The organism is Cytobacillus sp. (assembly GCF_032154635.1).
Classification (GTDB): Bacteria; Bacillota; Bacilli; order Bacillales; family Cytobacillaceae; genus Cytobacillus.
Genome location: NZ_JALDXW010000036.1, coordinates 1 through 23,959, shown reverse-complemented (window position 1 = coordinate 23,959; position 23,959 = coordinate 1). Strand labels below are relative to the sequence as shown.

Annotated in this window: 19 protein-coding genes; 17 read left to right on the top strand and 2 right to left on the bottom strand. The window is 41.3% G+C overall.

Annotation, left to right across the window (positions count from 1 at the left end):
* Positions 1 to 12: 12 nt before the first annotated feature.
* Positions 13 to 1,206 (bottom strand): cardiolipin synthase, encoded by a 1,194-nt coding sequence (gene cls / locus RUH74_RS19485; RefSeq protein WP_313803056.1) that lies wholly within the window; start codon positions 1,204 to 1,206, stop codon positions 13 to 15.
* A 209-nt stretch (positions 1,207 to 1,415) separates the two neighbouring features.
* Between cls and RUH74_RS19480 the strand changes: the two genes are divergently transcribed.
* From RUH74_RS19480 to RUH74_RS19435, 10 genes are all read left to right on the top strand, one after another.
* Positions 1,416 to 3,527: a (Fe-S)-binding protein gene (locus RUH74_RS19480; RefSeq protein WP_313803055.1), complete on the top strand. Its 2,112-nt coding sequence runs from the start codon at positions 1,416 to 1,418 to the stop codon at positions 3,525 to 3,527.
* A 407-nt stretch (positions 3,528 to 3,934) separates the two neighbouring features.
* Positions 3,935 to 5,122, top strand: a complete 1,188-nt coding sequence (locus RUH74_RS19475) for an acetyl-CoA C-acetyltransferase (RefSeq protein WP_313803053.1) — start codon at positions 3,935 to 3,937, stop codon at positions 5,120 to 5,122.
* Between the two features lie 69 nt (positions 5,123 to 5,191).
* The gene (locus tag RUH74_RS19470; protein ID WP_313803051.1) at positions 5,192 to 6,043 is read left to right on the top strand and encodes a 3-hydroxybutyryl-CoA dehydrogenase; all 852 of its coding nucleotides are present in this window, start codon (positions 5,192 to 5,194) and stop codon (positions 6,041 to 6,043) included.
* Positions 6,044 to 6,194: 151 nt separating this feature from the next.
* On the top strand, positions 6,195 to 7,325 hold the full coding sequence (locus tag RUH74_RS19465; protein WP_313803049.1) for an acyl-CoA dehydrogenase: 1,131 nt from the start codon (positions 6,195 to 6,197) through the stop codon (positions 7,323 to 7,325).
* 33 nt (positions 7,326 to 7,358) lie between these two features.
* A complete protein-coding gene (locus RUH74_RS19460; RefSeq protein ID WP_313803047.1) occupies positions 7,359 to 8,498 on the top strand; it encodes an acyl-CoA dehydrogenase in 1,140 nt (379 codons plus the stop codon).
* Between the two features lie 123 nt (positions 8,499 to 8,621).
* A complete protein-coding gene (locus tag RUH74_RS19455; protein WP_313803045.1) occupies positions 8,622 to 9,260 on the top strand; it encodes a TetR/AcrR family transcriptional regulator in 639 nt (212 codons plus the stop codon).
* A gap of 175 nt (positions 9,261 to 9,435) precedes the next feature.
* A complete protein-coding gene (icmF, locus tag RUH74_RS19450) occupies positions 9,436 to 12,702 on the top strand; it encodes a fused isobutyryl-CoA mutase/GTPase IcmF (RefSeq protein WP_313803043.1) in 3,267 nt (1,088 codons plus the stop codon).
* A 244-nt stretch (positions 12,703 to 12,946) separates the two neighbouring features.
* Positions 12,947 to 13,144: a hypothetical protein gene (locus tag RUH74_RS19445; protein WP_313803041.1), complete on the top strand. Its 198-nt coding sequence runs from the start codon at positions 12,947 to 12,949 to the stop codon at positions 13,142 to 13,144.
* A 163-nt stretch (positions 13,145 to 13,307) separates the two neighbouring features.
* Positions 13,308 to 13,871: a DNA-directed RNA polymerase subunit delta gene (gene rpoE, locus RUH74_RS19440; protein ID WP_313803039.1), complete on the top strand. Its 564-nt coding sequence runs from the start codon at positions 13,308 to 13,310 to the stop codon at positions 13,869 to 13,871.
* Positions 13,872 to 14,109: 238 nt separating this feature from the next.
* Entirely contained in the window at positions 14,110 to 15,714 is a 1,605-nt protein-coding gene (locus RUH74_RS19435) for a CTP synthase (protein WP_313803037.1), read from the top strand.
* A gap of 150 nt (positions 15,715 to 15,864) precedes the next feature.
* On the opposite strand, the gene RUH74_RS19430 is transcribed toward RUH74_RS19435, so the two are convergent.
* The gene (locus RUH74_RS19430; protein ID WP_313803035.1) at positions 15,865 to 16,395 is read right to left on the bottom strand and encodes a DUF2529 domain-containing protein; all 531 of its coding nucleotides are present in this window, start codon (positions 16,393 to 16,395) and stop codon (positions 15,865 to 15,867) included.
* Positions 16,396 to 16,609: 214 nt separating this feature from the next.
* Here RUH74_RS19430 and RUH74_RS19425 point away from each other — a divergent pair, with 214 nt between their 5' ends.
* The 7 genes from RUH74_RS19425 to rpmE all read left to right on the top strand — a co-directional run bounded on the left by RUH74_RS19425 (position 16,610) and on the right by rpmE (position 23,759).
* Positions 16,610 to 16,984 carry a response regulator gene (locus tag RUH74_RS19425; protein WP_313803033.1) on the top strand — a complete coding sequence of 125 codons (375 nt, stop codon included), beginning with the start codon at positions 16,610 to 16,612 and terminating at the stop codon, positions 16,982 to 16,984.
* 223 nt (positions 16,985 to 17,207) lie between these two features.
* Entirely contained in the window at positions 17,208 to 18,065 is an 858-nt protein-coding gene (locus RUH74_RS19420; RefSeq protein ID WP_313803031.1) for a class II fructose-bisphosphate aldolase, read from the top strand.
* Between the two features lie 153 nt (positions 18,066 to 18,218).
* Positions 18,219 to 18,863: a fructose-6-phosphate aldolase gene (gene fsa / locus RUH74_RS19415; RefSeq protein ID WP_313803029.1), complete on the top strand. Its 645-nt coding sequence runs from the start codon at positions 18,219 to 18,221 to the stop codon at positions 18,861 to 18,863.
* Positions 18,864 to 19,138: 275 nt separating this feature from the next.
* Positions 19,139 to 20,425: a UDP-N-acetylglucosamine 1-carboxyvinyltransferase gene (locus RUH74_RS19410; protein ID WP_313803027.1), complete on the top strand. Its 1,287-nt coding sequence runs from the start codon at positions 19,139 to 19,141 to the stop codon at positions 20,423 to 20,425.
* A 346-nt stretch (positions 20,426 to 20,771) separates the two neighbouring features.
* Positions 20,772 to 21,734 (top strand): class II fructose-bisphosphatase, encoded by a 963-nt coding sequence (gene glpX / locus RUH74_RS19405; protein ID WP_313803025.1) that lies wholly within the window; start codon positions 20,772 to 20,774, stop codon positions 21,732 to 21,734.
* Positions 21,735 to 22,093: 359 nt separating this feature from the next.
* Positions 22,094 to 23,368, top strand: coding sequence for a transcription termination factor Rho (rho, locus tag RUH74_RS19400; protein ID WP_313803023.1), 1,275 nt, complete (start codon positions 22,094 to 22,096; stop codon positions 23,366 to 23,368).
* A 184-nt stretch (positions 23,369 to 23,552) separates the two neighbouring features.
* The gene (gene rpmE / locus RUH74_RS19395) at positions 23,553 to 23,759 is read left to right on the top strand and encodes a 50S ribosomal protein L31 (RefSeq protein WP_053478529.1); all 207 of its coding nucleotides are present in this window, start codon (positions 23,553 to 23,555) and stop codon (positions 23,757 to 23,759) included.
* Positions 23,760 to 23,959: the final 200 nt, after the last annotated feature.

Genomic DNA, 23,959 nt, shown 5'->3' with positions numbered 1-23,959 from the left:
AGCGAGTCTGACTTACAAAAGCGGTGCAGCGAGTCTGGCGGCGTACTCTTTAAAGTTCCGTCTACGCTTTAATTCCGATAAAGATATTTGTCTGGAATCCTGAAGATCCTTTTTAATGACAGCCTGTACTTTTTTTATGAAGGGCTGATCATAAATATAACAATTCACTTCATAGTTAATAAAAAGGCTGCGCCTATCAAAGTTTGCTGTGCCAATATCACAAACCTTATTATCGATAATCATTGTTTTAGCATGATAAAAGCCAGTTTGAAATTCATAAACGGTAGCGCCATATTCTAACAGTTTCCTTAAGGCTGGATAGGAAGCTTCTTTTACAAGAATATGATCTGAAATTTTGGGAACAAGGATGGTTAGTGCAATTCCCCTTTCCTGTGCTGCAAGTAGATCATTAAGTAATTTTTCACTAGGGATAAAATAGGGTGTCCCAATAAATATGTTTGTTTTGGCTCTGTTAATTAAAGAGGAAAAGGTGTCTTCCAAAAAGGCACCTTTGGACGGAATAATCTGATGTTGAATGTTCCCAGTATGCAATGCAGGAAAATAAGCGTTCATTCCTAATAAATTAGTGTTCGTTTCTTTATACCAGTCGATTAAAAATTCCTTTTGCAGATCAGCAACACCTTCACCGGCCATTTTTAAATGATAGTCGCGCCAAGGGCTTAATTTTGGATCTAAATTAATATACTCCTTGCCAATATTGAATCCTCCAATATATCCAATTTTCCCATCAATAACCGTGATTTTTCGGTGATTTCTAGCTTGAAGCGTATAAAAAAGAAACGGGAGCTTAGGTGCATGGGCAAAGGAAAAATGAATCCCATGCCTTTTAAGCGATTCAATGGTCTTTCTCTTAATGGGGAAGCTCCCCATTCGATCAAGAAGCAAACGAACTTCTATGCCTTCATCTGCTTTCTCCTTTAATATGCTTAGAAACTCTTTACTAATTGGATCGTCCTTTACAATATAAAAAAGAATGTGAATATGGTGTGTTGCCTTTTTCAGCTCGGAAAAAAAATCAGCAAATAGCTCCGGACCCTGAGTGAAAATATCAATAGTGCTAGCTCGAAAAGGGGAGTTTACACGTTTTAAACCTTTCAATTGTTTTTTTCTCCCGAGAGTGAAATCAAGAGAAAGCCAAAGAGCAATAATTAGTAAAATAACTGCTATTGTCAGTAAGATCTTCATAGCTATATGCTCCCCAGAAATTAGTTTCCAATTATTATCTCCATACAGAGGCATTCTATAATTATTTTTGTATAAAAAGAAAAAACCGGTTGACTGAATGCTCATTCATTATATAATAGATACAAGTAATAATATCTGAAAATTAAATTGTATTAAAAATTTTAGACTAATATGTATATTAGGAATCCAAGAAAGGAGCGCTTTTTATAATGAATGGGTTATTATGGATTAACTTAATCGCATTTCTCCTTGTAACCGCTTACGCGATTAGCTTATTCGTCTATGTAATTAAGACAAGATTGGCGTATATTAAGCTCGGCAAAAAGGTTGAATTCGATAATAATGTGAAAGAGCGGCTCGGAAAAATCTGGGTGAATGTCTTTGGCCAGAAAAAGCTCATGAAGGACAAGAAAAGCGGAGCGATCCATGTGATGTTCTTTTATGGCTTTATTCTTGTTCAATTTGGCGCGATTGATTTTATTATTAAAGGAATCAAGCCAGGAGCTCATTTACCGCTTGGGCCACTATATCCAGGGTTTACTTTTTTTCAGGAAATTGTCACGTTAACGATTTTAGTAGCCGTTGTATGGGCATTTTATCGCCGATACATTGAAAAGCTTGTCCGATTAAAAAGAGGCTTTAAGTCCGGTCTTGTTCTTATATTTATCGGCGGGTTAATGCTATCCGTGTTACTTGGAAACGGAATGAGTATGATCTGGCACGGACATGAAGGTGTTTGGACAGAGCCGGTGGCATCTTTAATCGCTGGCGCATTCTCCTGGATGGGAGAAACAGCTTCTATCGTTGTTTTCTACATTGCTTGGTGGATTCATTTGCTATTCCTGCTTGCTTTCCTAGTATACGTTCCACAGGGGAAGCATGCCCACCTAATAGCTGGACCAGCAAATGTGTATTTTAATCGTTTGGAGAATCCTGGGAAATTAACGAAGATCGACTTCGAAGATGAATCACAGGAATCTTTCGGCGTTGGGAAAATTGAAGATTTCAACCAGCTGCAAATGATTGACTTCTATGCATGTGTGGAATGCGGACGCTGTACAAATATGTGTCCAGCAACTGGTACAGGCAAGATGCTCTCACCGATGGATTTGATCTTAAAGCTTCGCGATCATTTAACAAACCATGGAGCAGCCGTTACATCTAAACAGCCGTGGGTACCGACATTTGCATTTTCAAATACAACAGGCAACCAGCTTGCTTTAGCAGCATCTGGTAAAGGGGCGCAAGAGGCTGCCGCAGGACTTGCCTACAGCCCAAGCTTAATTGGCGATGTAATTACAGAAGAGGAAATCTGGGCATGTACAACATGCCGAAACTGTGAAGACCAATGTCCGGTTATGAATGAACATGTTGATAAAATAATTGACCTTCGCCGTTATCTTGTTTTAACAGAAGGAAAAATGGATGCAGATGCACAGCGTGCGATGACAAATATTGAACGCCAGGGAAATCCATGGGGACTTAACCGCAAGGAAAAAGAAAACTGGAGAGAAGCACGCGAGGATGTATATGTTCCAACTGTGAAGGAATTGAAAAAATCCGGAGAAGAATTCGAGTACCTCTTCTGGGTTGGTGCGATGGGATCATTTGATAACCGCAGTCAAAAAATTGCTCTTTCCTTTGCAAAATTAATGAATGAAGCAGGCGTTAAGTTTGCGATTTTAGGAAATAAAGAGAAAAACTCTGGCGATACGCCAAGACGTCTTGGAAATGAATTTTTATTCCAAGAGCTAGCAACGAAAAACATCGAAGAGTTTGAAAAAAATGAAGTGAAGAAGATCGTTACAATCGATCCGCATGCATATAATATTTTCAAAAATGAATATCCTGATTTCGGATTAGAAGCCGAAGTGTACCATCATACAGAAATTCTTTACGAACTAGTTAAAGCTGGCAGACTGATGCCTCAGCATGCTGTAAATGAAACGATCACCTTCCATGACTCTTGCTACTTAGGACGCTATAACGAAGTATATGATCCCCCTCGTGAGATCTTAAAAGCGATTCCAGGTGTGAAGCTTGTAGAAATGGAAAGAACCCGTGAAACAGCAATGTGCTGTGGAGCAGGTGGCGGTTTAATGTGGATGGAGGAAGAAACAGGGCACCGCATTAACGTCTCACGGACAGAGCAAGCATTGGCAGTTAACCCCGGTATCATTAGCTCTGGCTGCCCATATTGCTTAACAATGCTTTCCGATGGGACAAAGGCGAAGGAAGTGGAAGAAAAAATTGGTACGTACGACGTAGCTGAAATTCTAGAGAAATCCGTTATTGGTGAACAGCAGTCACTCGTATCATAAGAAGTAAAGTTAGTAATGAGTAGAAATTGAAGCACATCATCATTCATAATTAAATTTTATGAATTTTGGGTAAAGTGTTTCAATTTCTGCTATTTTTAAAGTAAAATAGAATTAAAGGATAAAGCGCTTACAATTATTGAAACAAATCGTTCATTTTTTTTTATATATGTTTCGAGCGAGCGTTCAGTCATTTAACTAGTCCACTAATTGAAACTTCAGCTACGAACAACTACTTAGATATTTTTTCATTTCCATTTTTCTATGCAAAAAGTAAATCGTCGGTCAACGAATGGAACGTGTATTAGACAGGCAGAAACTCCAGAATCAGAGAAGCTGCCGACATTTACACACTTATTTATGAGCAGATCTTCAATAGTAAAATTTAATAAATTAAAGGAGCGATTCGAATGGGGAAGACCGTAATAGTAGGAGGAGCAAGAACGCCCTTCGGAAAATTTGCAGGCGCATTAAGCAGCTTTTCAGCATCTGATCTTGGCGGAATTGCCGTAAAAGAGGCCCTGCATCGTGCGGGTGTAAAGCCTGAAGAAGTGGGCGAAGTCATTCTGGGTACTGTTCTGCAGGGGGGACAAGGTCAAATTCCTTCGCGGCAGGCAGCAAGAAAGGCTGGCTTGCCATGGGAAGTAAAGACAGAAACCGTAAACAAGGTATGTGCCTCAGGTATGCGCAGTGTGACACTCGGTGACCAAATTATTCGCTTAGGGGATGAGGAGGTCATTGTCGCAGGAGGAATGGAATCGATGAGCAATGCACCGTATTTCTTGCCGAATGCCCGCTGGGGATTGCGTATGGGCGATGCACAAGTGAAGGACCTAATGACACATGATGGCCTGAGCTGCAGCTTTACTGGTGTCCATATGGGGACGTACGGAAATGAGGTAGCTGAAGAGCTTGAAATTAGCAGAGAAGAGCAAGATCGCTGGGCATTAAGGAGCCATGAGCGGACAATTGCGGCGATGGAGTCTGGGAAATTGGCAGAGGAGATTGTTCCTGTTGAAGTTCCGCAGCGAAAGGGCGAGCCAATTATAGTAGCGGAGGATGAATCGCCACGAAAGGATACTTCCCTTGAAAAATTGGCGAAGCTTCGTTCAGCTTTTGGCAAAGACGGAACGATCACAGCCGGGAATGCACCAGGAGTGAATGATGGAGCAGCGGCACTCGTATTGATGAGCGAGGAACGTGCAGAGCGTGAAGGAAGAAAGCCAGAAGCGGTTATTCTAGGGCATGCGGCCATTGCAGTGGAAGCAAAGGATTTTCCGAAAACACCAGGGCTAGTGATTAATGAACTTCTTCGGAAAACAGGGAAATCTGTTGAAGAGATCGATTTATTCGAAATCAATGAGGCATTTGCAGCAGTGGCATTAACGAGCGGAAAAATTGCAAACCTAGATGAAAGCAAGGTGAATGTCAACGGCGGTGCAGTTGCCCTTGGCCATCCGATTGGAGCGAGTGGGGCGCGAATCATTCTCACATTAATGCATGAATTAAAAAGGCGCGGCGGCGGGGTCGGCATTGCAGCTATCTGCAGCGGCGGCGGCCAAGGCGATGCGATTATGATTGAAGTGCCAAAACAATAGGCTGTATGACCTGAAATCTATGTATATGGTCTAAATTTCAAATAGATTATTTGTTGGAGGAGCAGAAAGATGAACGTACAAAAAATTATGGTAATCGGTGCTGGACAAATGGGATCAGGAATTGCACAAGTATGTGCCCAAGCAGGATACAATGTTTTATTAAATGATTTGAAACAGGAGTTTGTAGACCGCGGACTTGGTGTTATTAAAAAGAATCTCAATCGCCAAGTAGAAAAAGAACGGATATCAGCGCAGCAAATGGAAGAGGTTTTGAACAATCTTACGCCTTCAACTGAATTAACAGATGCGAAGAATGTTGATCTAATCATTGAGGCTGCAGTTGAAAATATGGAAATCAAAACGAAGATTTTCAGCCAGCTGGATGAAATTGCACCTGTACATGCGATATTAGCAAGCAATACTTCTTCCTTGCCAATTACGGAAATTGCCGCAGCGACAAAGCGCCCTGAAAAAGTGATCGGCATGCATTTTATGAACCCGGTTCCGGTTATGAAGCTTGTTGAAATCATCCGTGGTTTGGCAACCGCTGATGAAGTCTATCAAACAATCGAAGATATCACAAAAACGTTAAAAAAGGTTCCCGTTGAAGTAAATGACTTCCCTGGTTTTGTCTCGAATAGAGTATTAATGCCAATGATCAATGAAGCTATTTTTACCTTATACGAAGGAGTTGCTACGAAGGAAGCAATTGATGAGGTGATGAAGCTTGGCATGAATCATCCAATGGGACCGTTAACCTTGGCGGATTTCATCGGACTTGATACTTGCCTATACATTATGGAAACGCTTCATGAAGGCTTCGGCGATGATAAATATCGCCCATGCCCGCTATTAAGAAAGTATGTGAAAGCAGGCTGGTTAGGCAAGAAAACAGGCAGAGGCTTTTACGAATACGCATAAGAATGGTTGGTTTTTGTCGGATAATTGATATATAGGTTATTTCGTAGATAAGTGAACGATTTTTGTAGATTTCCCAAATTTCGCAGATAAATGCTGCGATCAGAAAAAGCCTGGATATAACACCGAAGAATGAGGTCCGGAGGGGATTTAAATGAACTTAAGATTTACTGAAGAACAAGAAATGATGAAGAAAATGGTGCGTGACTTCGCGCAAGCAGAAATTGCGCCTTTTGTTGAAAAAATGGAGCAGGGGGAGTTCCCGCGTGAAATCTTGCGCAAAATGGGGGAGCTAGGATTGATGGGGATTCCCATCCCTGAGCAATACGGCGGGTCTGAAATGGACTTCACCTCGTACATTATCGCTATTAATGAGCTCTCAAAAGTAAGTGCGACGGTAGGCGTGATTTTATCTGTTCATACATCTGTCGGGACGAATCCAATCGTATACTTCGGAACTGATGCACAAAAGCAAAAATACGTGCCGAAGCTGGCATCAGGTGAATATCTAGGCGCCTTTTGTTTAACAGAACCAAGCGCAGGATCGGATGCAGGGAGTCTAAAATCAAAAGCAAGAAAAGATGGCGACCATTATATTATCAATGGTTCTAAAGTGTTTATTACAAACGGAGGGGAAGCAGATGTTTATATCGTTTTCGCTTCAACTAATCCTGAGCTAGGCAGCAAAGGGATATCAGCCTTCATTGTTGAAAAAGATACGCCTGGTCTTGTGATCGGGAAGGATGAACATAAAATGGGACTGCATGGATCAAGAACACTGCAGCTCAGCTTTGAGGACATGCGTGTTCCGACAGAGAATCTGCTTGGTGAAGAAGGGCAAGGGTTTAAAATTGCTATGGCTAACCTTGACGTCGGCCGCATCGGAATCGCTGCACAGGCGCTTGGAATAGCAGAGGCAGCACTCGAGGCTGCAACAGGGTATGCGAAGGAACGTGTTCAATTTGGCAAGCCAATTGCAGCTCAGCAAGGTATTGGGTTTAAGCTTGCAGATATGGCAACTAGTGTGGAAGCTGCGAAGCTATTAATCTATCGTGCAGCCGACCTCCGCCAAAGAGGGGTCAAATGCGGGAAGGAAGCATCGATGGCCAAGCTTTATGCCTCAAGAACAGCAGTGGAAGTAACGACAGATGCCATTCAGGTATTTGGCGGCTACGGCTATACAGAGGACTACCCGGTTGAACGTTATTTCCGTGATGCAAAAATTACTGAAATCTACGAAGGAACAAGCGAAATTCAACGAATGGTTATTAGCAAACAGCTGTAAAACAAATACCATCATGAATGGAGGATAAATGAGATGAACTTTCAATTAACTGAAGAACATGAAATGATCCGAAAAATGGTACGTGATTTTGCAAAAAATGAAGTCGCTCCGACAGCAGCTGAGCGTGATGAAGAAGAACGGTTTGACCGCGAGATATTCGATAAAATGGCAGAGCTTGGTTTAACCGGAATTCCGTGGCCTGAAGAGTATGGCGGCATTGGCAGCGATTATTTAGCGTATTGTATTGCTGTTGAAGAGCTTTCACGAGTATGTGCTTCAACAGGTGTGACATTGTCCGCACATACTTCTCTTGCAGGCTGGCCCATTTATAAGTTCGGCAGTGAAGAGCAGAAGCAAAAATACTTAAGACCGATGGCACAAGGAGAGAAAATTGGCGGTTACGGCTTGACTGAGCCAGGCAGCGGATCAGATGCAGGGGGAATGAAAACGACCGCTCGTCTTGAAGGGGACCACTATATTTTAAACGGTTCGAAAATTTTTATTACAAATGGCGGAATAGCTGATATTTACGTTGTATTTGCGCTCACAGATCCGTCCTCAAAGCATAAAGGAACAACGGCATTCATTGTTGAAGCCGGCTTCGAAGGCTTCTCAGTGGGCAAGAAAGAGAAAAAGCTAGGCATTCGTTCTTCGCCTACAACAGAAATCATCTTTGACAACTGCAAAGTACCTGTTGAAAATGTGCTGGGTGAAATTGGGGAAGGCTTCAAAATCGCGATGATGACACTTGATGGCGGCCGCAATGGGATTGCCGCACAGGCAGTCGGAATTGCCCAAGGCGCATTAGATGCCTCGATTGAATATGCAAAAGAGCGCGTTCAATTTGGCAAGCCAATTGCCGCACAGCAAGGCATTGGTTTTAAGCTGGCAGATATGGCTACAAGTGTGGAAGCTGCTAGGCTATTAACCTATCAAGCGGCATGGCTTGAATCAGAAGGCTTGCCATATGGGAAAGAGTCAGCAATGTCTAAATTGCTTGCAGGGGATACGGCAATGAAGGTAACGACAGATGCTGTACAAATTTTTGGCGGTTATGGCTATACAAAGGATTACCCGGTTGAGCGCTTTATGCGTGATGCAAAAATCACACAGATATATGAGGGAACACAAGAAATTCAGCGTCTCGTTATATCACGCATGCTGACGAAATAAAGCTTTATATAGTTGAAAGCGGGGTTTCCTCGAGGAGTTAAATCGTCTTAGTCTGCTAAACCTGCTGAAAACTTGCCCTCAAGGCATACTTGAAATTGGGGATAAATAAAGGCGGTAGGTAAAGTGAAAAAACGTGAAGTACAAGCATCAGTGAAGGATGAACGTCTTGTTAAAAAGAGACGGGATCAAATGATAAAAGGTGCGGTCACCCTTTTTATTCAAAAAGGGTTCCACCGTACAACAACAAGGGAAATTGCCAAGGCTTCTGGATTTAGCATCGGCACCTTATATGAGTATATCCGGACGAAGGAAGATGTTTTATATCTTGTATGTGACAGTATTTATGATCAGGTAAGTGAACGCCTGCAGGAGGACCTTGATACAAACCGGGGCACACTTGAAAGCTTAAGAATTGGCATTGCCGGTTATTTTCGGGTGGTTGATGAGATGCAGGATGAGGTTCTCGTCATGTATCAGGAAGTTAAATCCTTATCAAAGGATGCCTTGCCATATGTTCTAAAGAAGGAACTTGAAATGGTTGAAATGTTTGAGCAGGTTATTAAGGGCTGTGTAGAGAATGGAGAATTAGACTTAACGGAGGAGCAAGTCAAAATGATTGCCCATAATATCTTTGTTCAAGGGCAAATGTGGGCCTTCCGCCGCTGGTCATTGAAAAAAATCTATACAATCGATGATTATATTAAGCTGCAAACCGATTTGCTTTTTCAAGGAATCACTCCTGAAAAAACGAAGCAAATATAGGGGGTTGCAAGATAAACTGCGAAATGGCAAAATCAATTAACTGAATTGCTAGAAAAACAGAAAAGTTGCAAAATAAATAAACGAAATGCAAATAAACTGTAAAGCTGCAAGATTAGTCAACAAATTTGCAAGAAACATTGACTCAAAAGGGCCAATCCAGTAGAGGAGGAGTAGAATGAGTAATCCAGAAGTTTATAAGCCAAAGAATCATATTCGTTTTGTGACAGCTTCCAGTCTTTTTGATGGTCATGATGCCTCCATTAATATTATGAGAAGAATTATTCAGGCAAGCGGGGCAGAGGTCATTCATCTTGGCCATAACCGTTCGGTTGAAGAGGTGGTCAATGCAGCCATTCAGGAGGATGTACAGGGGATAGCGATTTCTTCCTACCAAGGAGGACATGTTGAATACTTTAAATATATGTATGATCTTTTAAAGGAAAAAGGCGCGCCGCACATCCGAATTTATGGCGGTGGGGGCGGCGTCATTATTCCGAAAGAAATGAAGGAGCTGCATGACTACGGAATCGCGAGAATCTTTTCTCCTGAAGATGGACGCCAAAATGGGCTTCAAGGCATGATCAATATGATGCTTGAGGAATGTGACTTCCCGACATTCAACACAGAAGCAACGGAGCAAATTGAAAAACTTCAAGATGGACAGGTGAATGCGATTGCCAAGCTTATCACACTTGCTGAGCACCATGTCAGCATGGAGAAAGAAGCAGCCGCTGCACTCGATTCAGTAATGGAAAAAGTAAAAACATTAGAGAAATCTGTTCCGGTTTTAGGGATTACTGGAACGGGTGGAGCAGGAAAAAGCTCATTAACTGACGAATTAATTCGCCGTTTTATTAATGAAATTCCAGAAAAGAAGGTCGCAATCCTATCAGTCGATCCGACAAAACAGAAAACAGGCGGGGCCCTTCTTGGCGACCGCATTCGTATGAATGCCATTTTTAATCCGCGTGTATATATGCGAAGCTTAGCAACAAGACAATCCAAAAGTGAGCTTTCACTTGCCATTAAGGATGCTATTTCTGTCGTTAAAGCAGCGGGCTTTGATCTTATCGTGGTCGAAACGAGCGGAATAGGGCAAGGGGATGCGGAAATAACTGAAATTTGCGACGTTTCAATGTATGTGATGACGAGCGAATTCGGTGCTCCATCCCAGCTTGAAAAAATCGATATGATTGATTATGCCGATTTAATTGTCATTAACAAATTCGAACGAAAAGGCTCAGAGGATGCGAGACGCCAAGTTCAGAAGCAATACCAAAGAAGCCATATGCTGTTTGAAAAAGATATGGATGAAATGCCGGTATATGGAACGATTGCCAGTCAATTTAATGATCCGGGAACAAATGCTGTTTTCGCCGCTTTAATCGAAAAGATTAACGAAAAATCAGGAACAGATTGGAAAACTTCTTTTTCCAAAAAAGCACGTGTTGAAAAACAAAACGTTATTATCCCGAATGAGCAGCGCTACTATTTAAGAGAAGTTTCTGAAACTGTTCGCAATTATCATAAGAAGGCAAATGAACAGGCAGAGCTTGCAAGAAAGCTATTTCAGCTCGAAGGTGCGATACTTGCTGTTCGTGAACAGGATGCAAACGAGGAAGTTCTTGCATCATTAGAAAAGGTGAAAGCAAGCACAGAAGAAAAACTCACACCAGAAACGAAAAAAATTCTTGATAGCTGGGAAGACTTAACGAAAAAGTATACGGGTGAACAATTTGTTACGAAGATACGTGATAAAGAAATCGTAACCATCTTAAAGACAAAGAGCCTGTCAGGTCTATTGATCCCAAAGGTCGCATTGCCGAAATACAAGGATTATGGAGAAATTATCCGCTGGGTGTACAGGGAAAATGTACCAGGATCATTCCCGTATACAGCTGGGGTATTCCCATTTAAGCGCGAGGGAGAGGACCCGAAAAGACAATTTGCTGGCGAAGGTACACCGGAAAGAACGAATCGCCGCTTCCATTATTTATCAAAGGACGATTCAGCTAAGCGTTTAAGCACGGCTTTCGACTCGGTTACCCTTTATGGAGAAGATCCGGACTACCGTCCAGATATTTATGGAAAAGTAGGGGAAAGCGGAGTCAGCATTTGTACGTTAGATGATATGAAAAAGCTTTATGCAGGCTTTGATCTCTGTCATCCGTCAACATCAGTCTCGATGACAATCAATGGTCCAGCGCCAATTATTCTTGCTATGTTCATGAATACGGCCATTGAACAGCAAGTGGAGGCGAAGGAACAAGAGCTTGGCCGGATTTTAACGGAAGCAGAGTTCACAGAAGTACGGGCGCGTACATTACAAACGGTAAGAGGTACGGTTCAAGCAGATATTTTAAAAGAAGACCAAGGTCAGAATACATGTATTTTTTCGACAGAGTTTGCCCTCCGGATGATGGGGGATATTCAGCAATATTTCATTGACCAAAAGGTTCGCAATTATTATTCCGTATCAATCTCGGGATACCATATTGCAGAAGCAGGAGCCAATCCGATTTCACAGCTAGCCTTCACACTGGCAAACGGCTTTACGTATGTGGAGTATTATTTAAGCAGAGGCATGGATATTAATGATTTTGCACCAAATTTATCATTCTTCTTCTCAAACGGACTCGATCCTGAATATACGGTGCTTGGCCGTGTGGCACGCCGCATTTGGGCAACGGTAATGAGAGATAAGTATGGAGCGAATGAACGAAGCCAAAAGCTAAAGTATCATATTCAAACATCCGGCCGCTCGCTTCATGCGCAGGAAATTGATTTCAATGATATTCGTACAACGTTGCAGGCATTAATGGCACTTCACGATAACTGTAATTCCTTGCATACGAATGCGTACGATGAGGCGATTACCACACCAACAGAGGAATCTGTCCGCCGGGCAATGGCGATTCAAATGATTATTACGAAAGAGCACGGGTTAACAAAGAATGAAAACCCGCTGCAAGGGGCATTTATTATTGATGAATTAACAGATCTAGTTGAGGAACAGGTGCTTCAGGAATTCGAACGAATCAATGATCGCGGCGGTGTGCTCGGTGCAATGGAAACACAATACCAGCGCGGAAAAATTCAAGATGAGTCGATGTATTATGAAATGAAAAAACACACCGGTGAGCTTCCGATCATTGGAGTAAACACTTATTTAAATCCAAACCCGCCTTCAGAGGAAGAAATGAACAATATGGAGCTGGCAAGGGCAACGAAAGAAGAAAAGGAAACACAAATTAAGAATTTGCGCAGCTTCCAGGAGCGAAATAAAGAGAAAACAGATGCTGCTTTAAAGCGCTTGAAGGAGACAGCGGTCAGCGGCGGAAATATTTTTGCAGAACTGATGGAGACAGTCAAAGTGGCAAGTCTTGGTCAAATCACAAGGGCTCTTTATGAAGTTGGGGGCCAGTATAGAAGGAATATGTAGCTTAAAATGGAAGATTCGGAGGAAATCGGCGCTGCAGCCGATTTTCTTTTTTCAAAAGGCTATGGTAGTGTTTAATTCTGAAATATACGGATATATCACAAGCGATATAGAGCACCAGCTATTGATTTAACATAAACCTCACAAAAAAATCATTCCTTGCTTATACTTTCCTTTGTGAATCCGATATAATCGAATATAGTTAAGCGTGTACTTCACAGTTTTGATAGAGCAGGGTGTGGAATGAGTGAAACGGATCTTCGTTTTTATAGGACTATTAGGGGTTTGTATTGGAACAGTCTATCTATATCAAAGGCAGTTAGGGGCGATCCCGTTCCTATTAATATCCATTTACTTCTTTGTTTTAGCCTACAAACAGCTCTCAAAAAAGCCGGATCATTGTGATGATGAAGAAAAAGAGGAGAAAAACGACAGATATAGCTAGCATAAACAGAAAAATTTTGTTTATAATGAAGAATATGCATTTTAGAGCATGCTATCGACAGCAAAAAAAACGTTTAAACAGGATGGATTTAAATATTTTTTTGTTTATTTTCCCTTCGGAGGAAAACGCTGAAGGTGTTACATAGAGAAAGGATGTGCGAATATTGAGTTTACAAGAGTACTCGAAAGAACAATTGCAAGAAATGTCTTTAATTGAAATCGCATATGAGTTATTAAAAGGAAGAAAAGAAGCTTTGCCTTTTAAAGTAATCATGGATGAAATAACTAGTCTACTTGAACTTACAGACGAACAAGTCAAAGCAAAAATTGCGCAATTCTATACTGATTTAAATATTGATGGGCGTTTCTTAGGTTTAGGAGATAACACTTGGGGTCTCCGTATTTGGTATCCAATTGATCAAGTGGAAGAAGAAGTGGTAACAGATATTAAACCGAAGAAGAAAAAGGCGAAAAAGGCATCTGATGATGACGATTTAGACCTTGATGATTATGATGAGTTAGATGAAGAAGATATTGATTATGATGATATTGATGACCTAGATGAAGAAGATTTACTCGATGAAGATGATGATGATTTGATTGAAGATGAAGAGGATATCGATGATGATCTTCTTGATAAAGATGAAGAATTTGACCTTGATGATGAAGAGGAAGAACTTGAGGATGATGAGCTTGATATGGATGAAGAGGAAGAAGAAGATTTATAATCTTGACTTTTTCCTGGCAGGCTTGTAGAATCATTTTTGGGCTCCTTTTAAAAAGGAACGATTCATTATACATGTACAGCGCTCCCTTACTTTTAAAAAGTAAGCGGAGCGCTTTTTATTTTTTATTGCATCGCTTGACCCTCTAACATCAAGCCGTGATCCGGTATGAATGATTTCTTTAATTACGTCTTTAAATAAAGGCGAAAATGTACAAACTGATACTTAAGGGGGAATTATGATGACGAAGTATATTTTTGTAACAGGTGGCGTTGTGTCGTCACTAGGAAAGGGTATTGTAGCGGCATCTCTTGGAAGATTGCTGAAAAACCGAGGATTAACGGTAACGATCCAAAAATTTGATCCCTATATAAATGTAGATCCAGGGACAATGAGTCCGTACCAGCATGGGGAGGTTTTCGTAACAGGTGATGGAGCGGAGACAGATTTGGACTTAGGGCACTATGAACGCTTTGTTGACATCAATGTAACAAAATACAGCAGTGTGACAACAGGGAAGATCTATTCAACTGTCCTTCGGAAAGAACGCCGCGGGGATTATAATGGCGGAACGGTTCAGGTGATTCCGCATATTACGAATGAAATTAAAGATCGGGTATTCCGCGCAGGCCATGAAACAAATTCAGATGTTGTCATCACTGAAATTGGCGGTACAGTAGGAGATATCGAATCGCTTCCATTCTTAGAAGCCATCCGTCAAATTAAAAGTGATGTAGGCCGTGAGAATGTGATGTATATTCACTGTACATTGGTGCCGTATATTAAGGCTGCAGGAGAAATGAAAACAAAGCCGACACAGCATAGTGTAAAAGAGCTAAGAAGTCTAGGCATACAGCCGAATGTCATTGTAGTTCGTACAGAAATGCCAATTTCTCAAGATATGAAGGATAAGCTTGCACTATTCTGCGACATTGATAAAGATGCGGTAATCGAGTGCCGTGATGCGGACACATTATACTCCATTCCGTTAGCCCTACAGGATCAAAACCTTGATAAAATTGTCTGCGACCATCTAAAGCTAGACTGCGGAGTAGCAGACATGACAGAATGGAAGCAATTGGTTGAAAAAGTAACTCATTTATCGAAGACAACAAGAATTGCCCTTGTTGGTAAATATGTTGAATTGCAAGATGCGTATATTTCTGTAGTTGAGGCATTGAAGCATGCAGGGTATGCACATGACTCGGATATTGAAGTGGACTGGATTAATGCAGAAGAAGTTAATGAAAGCAATGTTGCAGATTTATTAAAGGATGCAGATGGCATACTTGTACCTGGTGGATTCGGTGATCGAGGAATTGAAGGGAAAATTCTCGCAATCCAATATGCACGTGAACAGAAAAAGCCATTCCTTGGCATTTGCTTGGGTATGCAGCTGGCATCGATTGAGTTTGCAAGAAATGTGTTAAATCTGAAAGGAGCACATTCCGCTGAAATTGATCCATCAACCGAGCATCCGATTATTGACCTTCTTCCGGAGCAAAAGGATGTAGAGGATCTTGGTGGAACGCTGCGACTTGGCTTGCAAGCATGTAAATTAATTGAAGAGACGAAGGCTTACGATGCTTATCAGGATGAAGTTGTATATGAACGCCATCGTCATCGCTATGAGTTTAACAATCATTATCGTCAAGAAATGGAAGAGGCAGGTTTTGTATTCTCTGGGACAAGCCCTGACGGCCGCCTAGTCGAGATTATTGAAATCAAAGACCATCCATGGTTTGTGGCTTCTCAATTCCATCCGGAATTTATTTCAAGACCCAACCGTCCACAGCCACTATTCCGTGAATTTGTCGGTGCTTCCTTACAATTCAGTGAGAAGTAATAGAAAACCCCCGCTAACTTGGCGGGGGTTTCTTCGATGATACATTCTGTATGTCATCCGTAATTCATTAAAAGTAGCCCGTAAAATAGTAAAACCGGCCCGTAAACGTCCAAATATGGTTCAATTCCGGTAAGAACCCTCGCGATCTACTCATTCATATTCTGCAAGAATTTCTTCAATGGTAAATCGGATTCCATAATAAACAAACAAAGCGGCCATTGATGCAGGAAAGCCAAAGCGGTTTCCTTCTTCATCAGGCAGAAGCCCTTTTGTAAGTGATAAATCTATATGGACATCGGCCAGATGAACGAAGCTCTCGTTTTCTTCAGATAAAACAGTGGAGATAGCAACGAATGGAATTCTTTTTTCCGCCAAACGTTTCCCTAGTTTAACAGCTTCTTTATCTGTTGAATATCTGGAAACAATTAAAAATCTATCTGTTTCGGAAATGTTATCAAAGGTATCATCAGCTCTCCAAATGACTCCTTTTCTTAAAGGCTCTTGACTTTCTGTTGCTTCATAAGCAATCGCCTTCATTTCATTTGTTGCCAATATGTATAGCTTTCCGCTTCCGATGACAGCTTGTGCAAGCAGACGTGCACTATCTTCTATTGCTAATTCTTCTTTATCCTGTATTTTTTTAAACAACCCAGAAAGCTGGGTAGAAAACATTTTCAGCATCTTCTCTCTCCTTATAAAATGGTTTCATTTTAAATCATGTCTATTATAAGGGAATGTTAATAAAAAGGTAAAATTATGGTTGGTTTTAAATAAAGAGGCAGGAGTTGGCAGGAATAGAGTAGAATTATAAGAAGGGGAGTAATTAGATAGCCAGCAGGACATCATAGGTAGAAAGAAAGAACAATCGTAATGTACGAAGGGAAGAGGTGGCTTAATGAAGGGGAAAATCTTAATTGTTGACGATCAATTTGGAATTCGGATATTGCTGAATGAGGTACTACAGAAGGAAGGGTATAATACATACCAGGCAGCTAATGGCATTCAGGCACTCGAAATTGTCTCAAAGCATTCACCTGATTTAGTTTTGCTAGATATGAAAATACCAGGAATGGACGGTATTGAAATATTAAAGCGAATGAGAGTCATCGATAAAGATATTCGCGTAATTATCATGACAGCATATGGAGAACTAGATATGATTCAGGAAGCGAAGGATCTAGGCGCCCTTACCCATTTTGCAAAGCCTTTCGATATCGATGATATCCGTTCAGCTGTTAAGGAATATTTGCCTTTATCAAATACTTTATAAGAAGCCCATTTTAGTGAGGCTTCTTTTCTCTGTGTTAAAATAGTAACAAACAAAAATCATCTGATTAATAGCAATTCTTTTTCTGTTTTGGTATGATACAAATGAATTCTACAGGATACGTTTTACATAAGCGCGGATATCTGTACATATTCAATTCCTGTGAAGGAAAGACTTTAATAAGAATCCGCGAAAATAAACCGTTTATTTATAAGGAGGAAAAAAGATGCCTTTAGTTTCAATGACTGACATGCTTAATAAAGGAAAAGCGGAGGGCTATGCAGTAGGTCAATTTAACTTAAACAATCTTGAGTTTACTCAAGCGATTCTTCAAGCAGCAGAGGAAGAAAAATCCCCTGTTATTCTTGGGGTGTCTGAAGGTGCCGCCCGTTATATGGGAGGATTTAAAACGGTTGTTAAAATGGTAGAGGGCTTACTTGAAGATTATAAAATTACCGTTCCAGTTGCTATACACTTAGATCATGGCTCAAGCTTTGAAAAATGTAAAGAAGCGATTGACGCAGGCTTCACATCTGTCATGATTGATGCTTCACATGATCCTTTTGAGGAAAATATCGCCATTACTTCGAAGGTAGTTGAATATGCACATGCAAAAGGAGTATCTGTTGAAGCGGAATTAGGTACAGTTGGCGGACAGGAAGATGATGTCGTGGCTGATGGTGTCATTTATGCGGATGCAAAAGAATGTGAAGAGCTTGTTAAGCGTACGAAAATTGACTGCTTAGCTCCTGCGCTAGGTTCTGTGCATGGCCCATACAAAGGGGAGCCAAATCTAGGCTTTGCTGAAATGGAGGAAATCGGAAATCTGACAGGTGTTCCTCTAGTTCTTCATGGCGGAACAGGAATTCCAACGAAAGATATTCAAAAAGCGATTTCTCTAGGTACAGCAAAAATCAATGTAAACACGGAGAACCAAATCGCTTCTGCGAAAAAGGTTCGCGAAGTTCTAGAAGCAAATCCAAATATGTATGATCCACGCAAATATTTAGGGCCAGCACGCGAAACAATCAAGGAAACAGTCATTGGAAAAATGCGTGAATTCGGTTCTTCTGGCAAAGCTTAATAACATCTATTTGAAGTGGAAACCGCCTCTTAATCAGCAGGCGGTTTCCATTCATTTGTCGCGAAAATCAACTTATACCACAACATAGGATTGAGCAGCAATGTTTGCGAAAACTGCCTTTTGGAAAATAATTAATAACAGGAGGAATAACTGATGAAATTTTTTATTGATACAGCAAATATGGAAGAAATTAAAGAAGCATTCTCATTAGGAGTAGTGGCAGGTGTAACAACGAATCCTTCTCTAGTAGCAAAGGAAAAAAATGTTTCCTTCGAGGACCGTTTACGTGAAATTACTGCACTTGTTCCGGGCTCAGTTAGTGCAGAAGTCATCGCGCTTGATGCAGAAGGGATGATCAAGGAAGGAAAAGAATTAGCAGCGATTGCCCCTAATATTACGATTAAAGTGCCAATGACTCCGGATGGTTTAAAAGCCGTTCATGCTTTTTCAAAAGAAGGCATCAAAACAAACGTAACACTAATCTTTAGTGCGAACCAGGCATTGCTTGCAGCAAGGGCTGGTGCGACATATGTATCTCCGTTCCTTGGAAGATTGGATGATATCGGTCATAACGGACTTGACCTTATTTCAACCATCGCAGAAATTTTTGCGATTCACGATATCCCGACAGAAATTATTGCTGCATCTATTAGACATCCACAACATGTAACAGATGCAGCATTAAGAGGAGCACATATCGCAACGGTTCCTTATAAAGTAATTATGCAATTGTTCAACCACCCGTTAACAGATAAGGGAATCGAAGCCTTTCTTGCAGACTGGAATTCCCGTTCATAAAAAGGAAGCTTTTTTTAAAGCCATTGTTTTTCTAGGTCTTCAGACTTAATTTTAACTTTTTTGCATATCCATACATGAGATTTATTTTTTCGTGTAAACTAGATGATGTGGATAATGTCGGAATGCGGTAAAAATATATGGTAATTTTATCCATGTGATAGGTGATGGTAGACTTATTGCCATTCATCTATTGCATAATTAGAATAAGCCTATTTACGATTTCTATAAACACGCACAGTGTTTACTTATACATACGGCTTAGAAGGGAGTTAACAATGGAAAAGCTTATGATTGCAGGCGGTTATCCTTTAAAAGGAACGGTTCGGATTAGCGGGGCGAAAAATAGTGCTGTAGCTTTAATACCGGCTACGATACTGGCTGATTCGCCCGTCACGATTGAAGGGCTGCCAGATATTTCGGATGTTCAAATTTTAAAGGGACTGCTTGAAGAACTTGGGGGGACTGTCAGCTTTAATGAAAGTGATATGATTGTCGATCCAGCTTCTATGATTTCCATGCCTTTGCCGAATGGAAAAGTAAAAAAACTGCGTGCCTCTTATTATTTAATGGGTGCTATGCTTGGCAGATTTAAGAAGGCAGTCATTGGCCTTCCTGGTGGCTGCCATCTTGGACCAAGACCAATAGATCAGCATATTAAAGGTTTTGAAGCGCTTGGTGCAAAGGTGACAAATGAGCAGGGTGCCATTTATTTGCGAGCCGATGAGCTAATAGGAGCAAGAATTTACCTTGATGTGGTTAGTGTTGGGGCAACGATCAATATAATGCTCGCAGCTGTAAGAGCAAAAGGCAGAACAATTATTGAAAATGCGGCTAAAGAGCCGGAAATCATTGATGTTGCCACACTGTTAACGAATATGGGTGCAAAGATTAAGGGTGCTGGTACGGATGTCATTCGGATAGACGGGGTTGATCAGCTTCATGGCTGTCAGCATACCATTATCCCTGATCGGATTGAGGCTGGAACATACATGATTCTTGGAGCAGCAGTAGGTGAAGGGGTTTTAATTGATAATGTTATTCCTCAGCATCTGGAATCATTGATTGCCAAGCTTCGGGAAATGGGTGTCAAAATTGAAGCAGGCGATGATCAAGTCTTTGTCGGACCAGCAGATCAAATGAAATCGGTAGATATTAAAACACTTGTCTACCCTGGGTTCCCAACAGATCTTCAGCAGCCAATTACGACGCTGTTAACGAATGCAGCTGGGACAAGCATGGTAACCGATACGATTTATAGCGCTCGTTTTAAGCATATAGATGAATTAAGAAGAATGAATGCAAACATTAAAGTTGAAGGCCGATCAGCGATTATCCATGGTCCGGTAAAACTCCAAGGGGCAAAAGTGAAGGCTAGTGATCTGCGTGCCGGTGCCGCATTGGTCATTGCGGGCTTAATGGCTGAAGGTGTAACAGAAGTAACTGGAGTTGAGCATATTGACCGTGGATACAGCCATCTAGTTGAAAAATTAAATGGTCTTGGAGCAACCATCTGGCGTGAAAATTTAACACAAGAAGAGCAAGAACAAATCAAAAATGCCTAGACAAAGAAAAGCGGAGGCGACTGTTCAGCCCCGACAAGCATAAGAAGATCTGACGGGAAGGTTGTACTTTAACCTTCATGGCAGATCGGCTTATGACCTCGAGGGGCTAGGAGCCGAAGCTGGACAAAGAAAAGCGGAGGCGACTGTTCAGCCCCGACAAGCATAAGAAGATCTGACGGGAAGGTTGTACTTTAACCTTCATGGCAGATCGGCTTATGACCTCGAGGTCGACAAGAACGCGACGTCCTGTCGCATTGTCGACACTAGTACGTCCTGTACGTCGGGGCTAGGAGCCAGCAGCGCTAGACAATAGAAATACAGCTAAGAGGTTGAGGGGGAAATATAAATGGAACGCAGTTTAACAATGGAACTTGTCCGTGTAACGGAGGGTGCTGCTTTAGCGTCTGCCCGTTGGATGGGGAGAGGGAAAAAGGATGAGGCGGATGATGCAGCAACTTCTGCGATGCGCGATGTGTTTGATACGGTTCCGATGAAAGGAACGGTTGTGATTGGTGAAGGGGAAATGGATGAAGCACCCATGCTTTACATTGGAGAAAAGCTTGGTACTGGCTATGGTCCCCGTGTAGATGTCGCTGTCGATCCGCTTGAAGGAACAAATATTGTTGCTTCTGGCGGCTGGAATGCTTTAGCGGTTTTGGCTATAGCAGATCACGGCAACTTGTTGCATGCACCTGATATGTATATGGAAAAAATTGCTGTAGGTCCTGAAGCAGTAGGCCAAATTGATATTAATGCCTCAGTTATTGATAACCTGAAAGCTGTTGCAAAGGCAAAGAACAAAGATATTTCTGATGTTGTTGCAACTGTATTAAATCGCCCAAGACATGATTATATTATCAGCCAGCTGCGTGAAGCAGGCGCAAGAATTAAGCTGATTAATGATGGCGATGTAGCTGGTGCGATCAACACAGCTTTTGATCATACAGGCGTAGACATTTTGTTTGGTTCTGGCGGAGCTCCTGAAGGTGTGCTAGCAGCAGTTGCTTTAAAATGCCTTGGAGGAGAAATCCAAGGAAAGCTCGTTCCGCAAAATGAGGCTGAAATTGAGCGCTGTAAGAAGATGGGAATCGATGTCAATAAGATACTTCTTATGGAAGATTTAGTCAAAGGTGACGATGCGATTTTCGCTGCTACTGGTGTAACAGATGGTGAGCTACTAAGAGGTGTTCAATTTAAAGGCTCTTACGGCTCGACTCATTCAGTTGTTATGCGTGCAAAGTCAGGAACGGTACGTTTTATCGAAGGCCGTCATAGTCTAAAGAAGAAGCCAAATCTTGTTATTCGTTAATCGTAGAAGAGAATATCAAACAGAAAACATCAAATGTAAAAAGGTCTGGCAAAGAGCCAGACCTATCATTTCATTACTCCTTCCTTACTTCTTCAACTAAAATATAGTTGTGAAACCTCTTATTAAGGGGTAAAATAGAAATTGTTTTTCAGTAGTAGAGGAATCCTCCAAAAAATGACCATTCAACTTAGTTAATGATAGAAATATAGCTCCTTTTTTCGGTCTATCCTCGGTTCTTTATTTACTTTTAGTAGAATGACCTCAGGTAAAAACAAAAATCCCTTTTTCTTTTCCATGTTTATGGTTTATTTGTGCGTATATCGAAAAAGAGATTGAAAATTCAAAAGTGTGGTGTCTATATGGGATTAAATATTTCAAGTTTAGAAAATATGAAGCTGAAAGAGCTTTATGAGCTTGCTCGTGAATATAAAGTATCTTATTACAGTAAATTAACAAAAAAGGAATTAATATTTGCCATTTTAAAGGCTCGTGCTGAAAAGGAAGGCTACTTCTTTATGGAAGGTGTCCTTGAAATTATTCAGTCAGAAGGCTTTGGGTTTTTGCGTCCAATCAACTACTCTCCAAGCTCGGAGGACATTTATATATCAGCCTCCCAAATACGCCGTTTTGATTTAAGAAATGGGGATAAGGTTTCTGGGAAAGTCCGACCTCCAAAAGAAAATGAACGATATTTTGGCCTTCTTCAAGTAGAGGCTGTTAACGGAGATGATCCTGAAACAGCAAAGGAACGTGTGCATTTCCCTGGATTAACGCCTTTATATCCAGATTTGCAAATGAAACTGGAAACAACGCCTAAGCATCTGTCCACTCGAATTATGGATGTCCTTGCACCTGTTGGATTTGGCCAGCGCGGATTGATCGTGGCTCCGCCAAAGGCAGGTAAAACGATGCTCTTAAAGGAAATTGCCAACAGTATTACAACGAATCATCCAGAAGTGGAGTTAATCGTTTTATTGATTGATGAGCGTCCAGAGGAAGTAACAGATATTGAGCGTTCTGTTGCAGGAGATGTAGTTAGCTCGACATTTGACGAGGTTCCTGAAAATCATATTAAAGTGGCTGAGCTTGTGCTTGAACGCGCGATGCGTCTTGTTGAACATAAGCGTGACGTTGTCATTTTGATGGATAGTATAACTAGGTTAGCAAGAGCCTATAACCTTGTCATTCCGCCTAGCGGAAGAACATTATCAGGGGGGATTGACCCGGCTGCCTTCCACCGTCCAAAGCGTTTCTTCGGTGCGGCACGTAATATTGAAGAAGGCGGTAGCTTAACCATTCTTGCAACAGCTCTTGTCGATACAGGCTCACGTATGGATGATGTCATCTATGAAGAATTCAAAGGGACAGGGAATATGGAGCTTCATTTAGACCGTTCGCTTGCTGAACGAAGAATTTTCCCTGCGATTGATATTCGCCGTTCAGGAACGCGTAAAGAGGAGCTTCTTATCCAGAAGGATCATCTGGACAAGCTGTGGGCTATTAGAAAGTCAATGTCTGATTCTCCTGATTTTGCTGAGAAGTTCTTGCGCAAATTAAGACAGACAAAATCGAACGAGGAATTTTTCGCAAATCTCTCTGAGGAAATGAAGGCAAAGAAAAACGGAATGAAGTAATCACTTAGGCATATTTAAAACCAATTATTTCCCTTTCTTAGGAATCGAGAAATCAAATATTGCAAAATGGGTTTGGCCTTGTTATAATAATTCCAGTGTGTTTTTAGATTATACGGCGTCATCATGATTGCCCGTACTATATACTCTGTTTCAGTATGATTCAGGGCGGAAGGAGATGAAAAGAATGAAAGCAGGAATTCATCCAAATTACAATAAAGCAATGGTGAAATGCGCTTGCGGTAACGAGTTCGAAACAGGTTCTGTTCAAAAAGAGATCCGTGTTGAAACTTGTTCTGAATGCCATCCATTCTATACAGGACGTCAAAAATTCGCTGAAGCTGGCGGACGTGTTGATCGTTTCAATAAAAAATACGGCATTAAGCAACAATAATAACAACCAAAACAGGCAAGTTTTCTTTCTTGCCTGTTTTTTATTGCCCTTTCATACTTTAGAAAAGCGCAAGCGCCTTGATCATCGCCGTGCAAACTGGAAGGACCGCGACTGAGATAAAGGAAATACGAAGAGCGGAAGCGATTCGATGTTGACGCAATCGTTGCGGAGGGGGCCTGAAGTTTGATAGGCGATAGGCG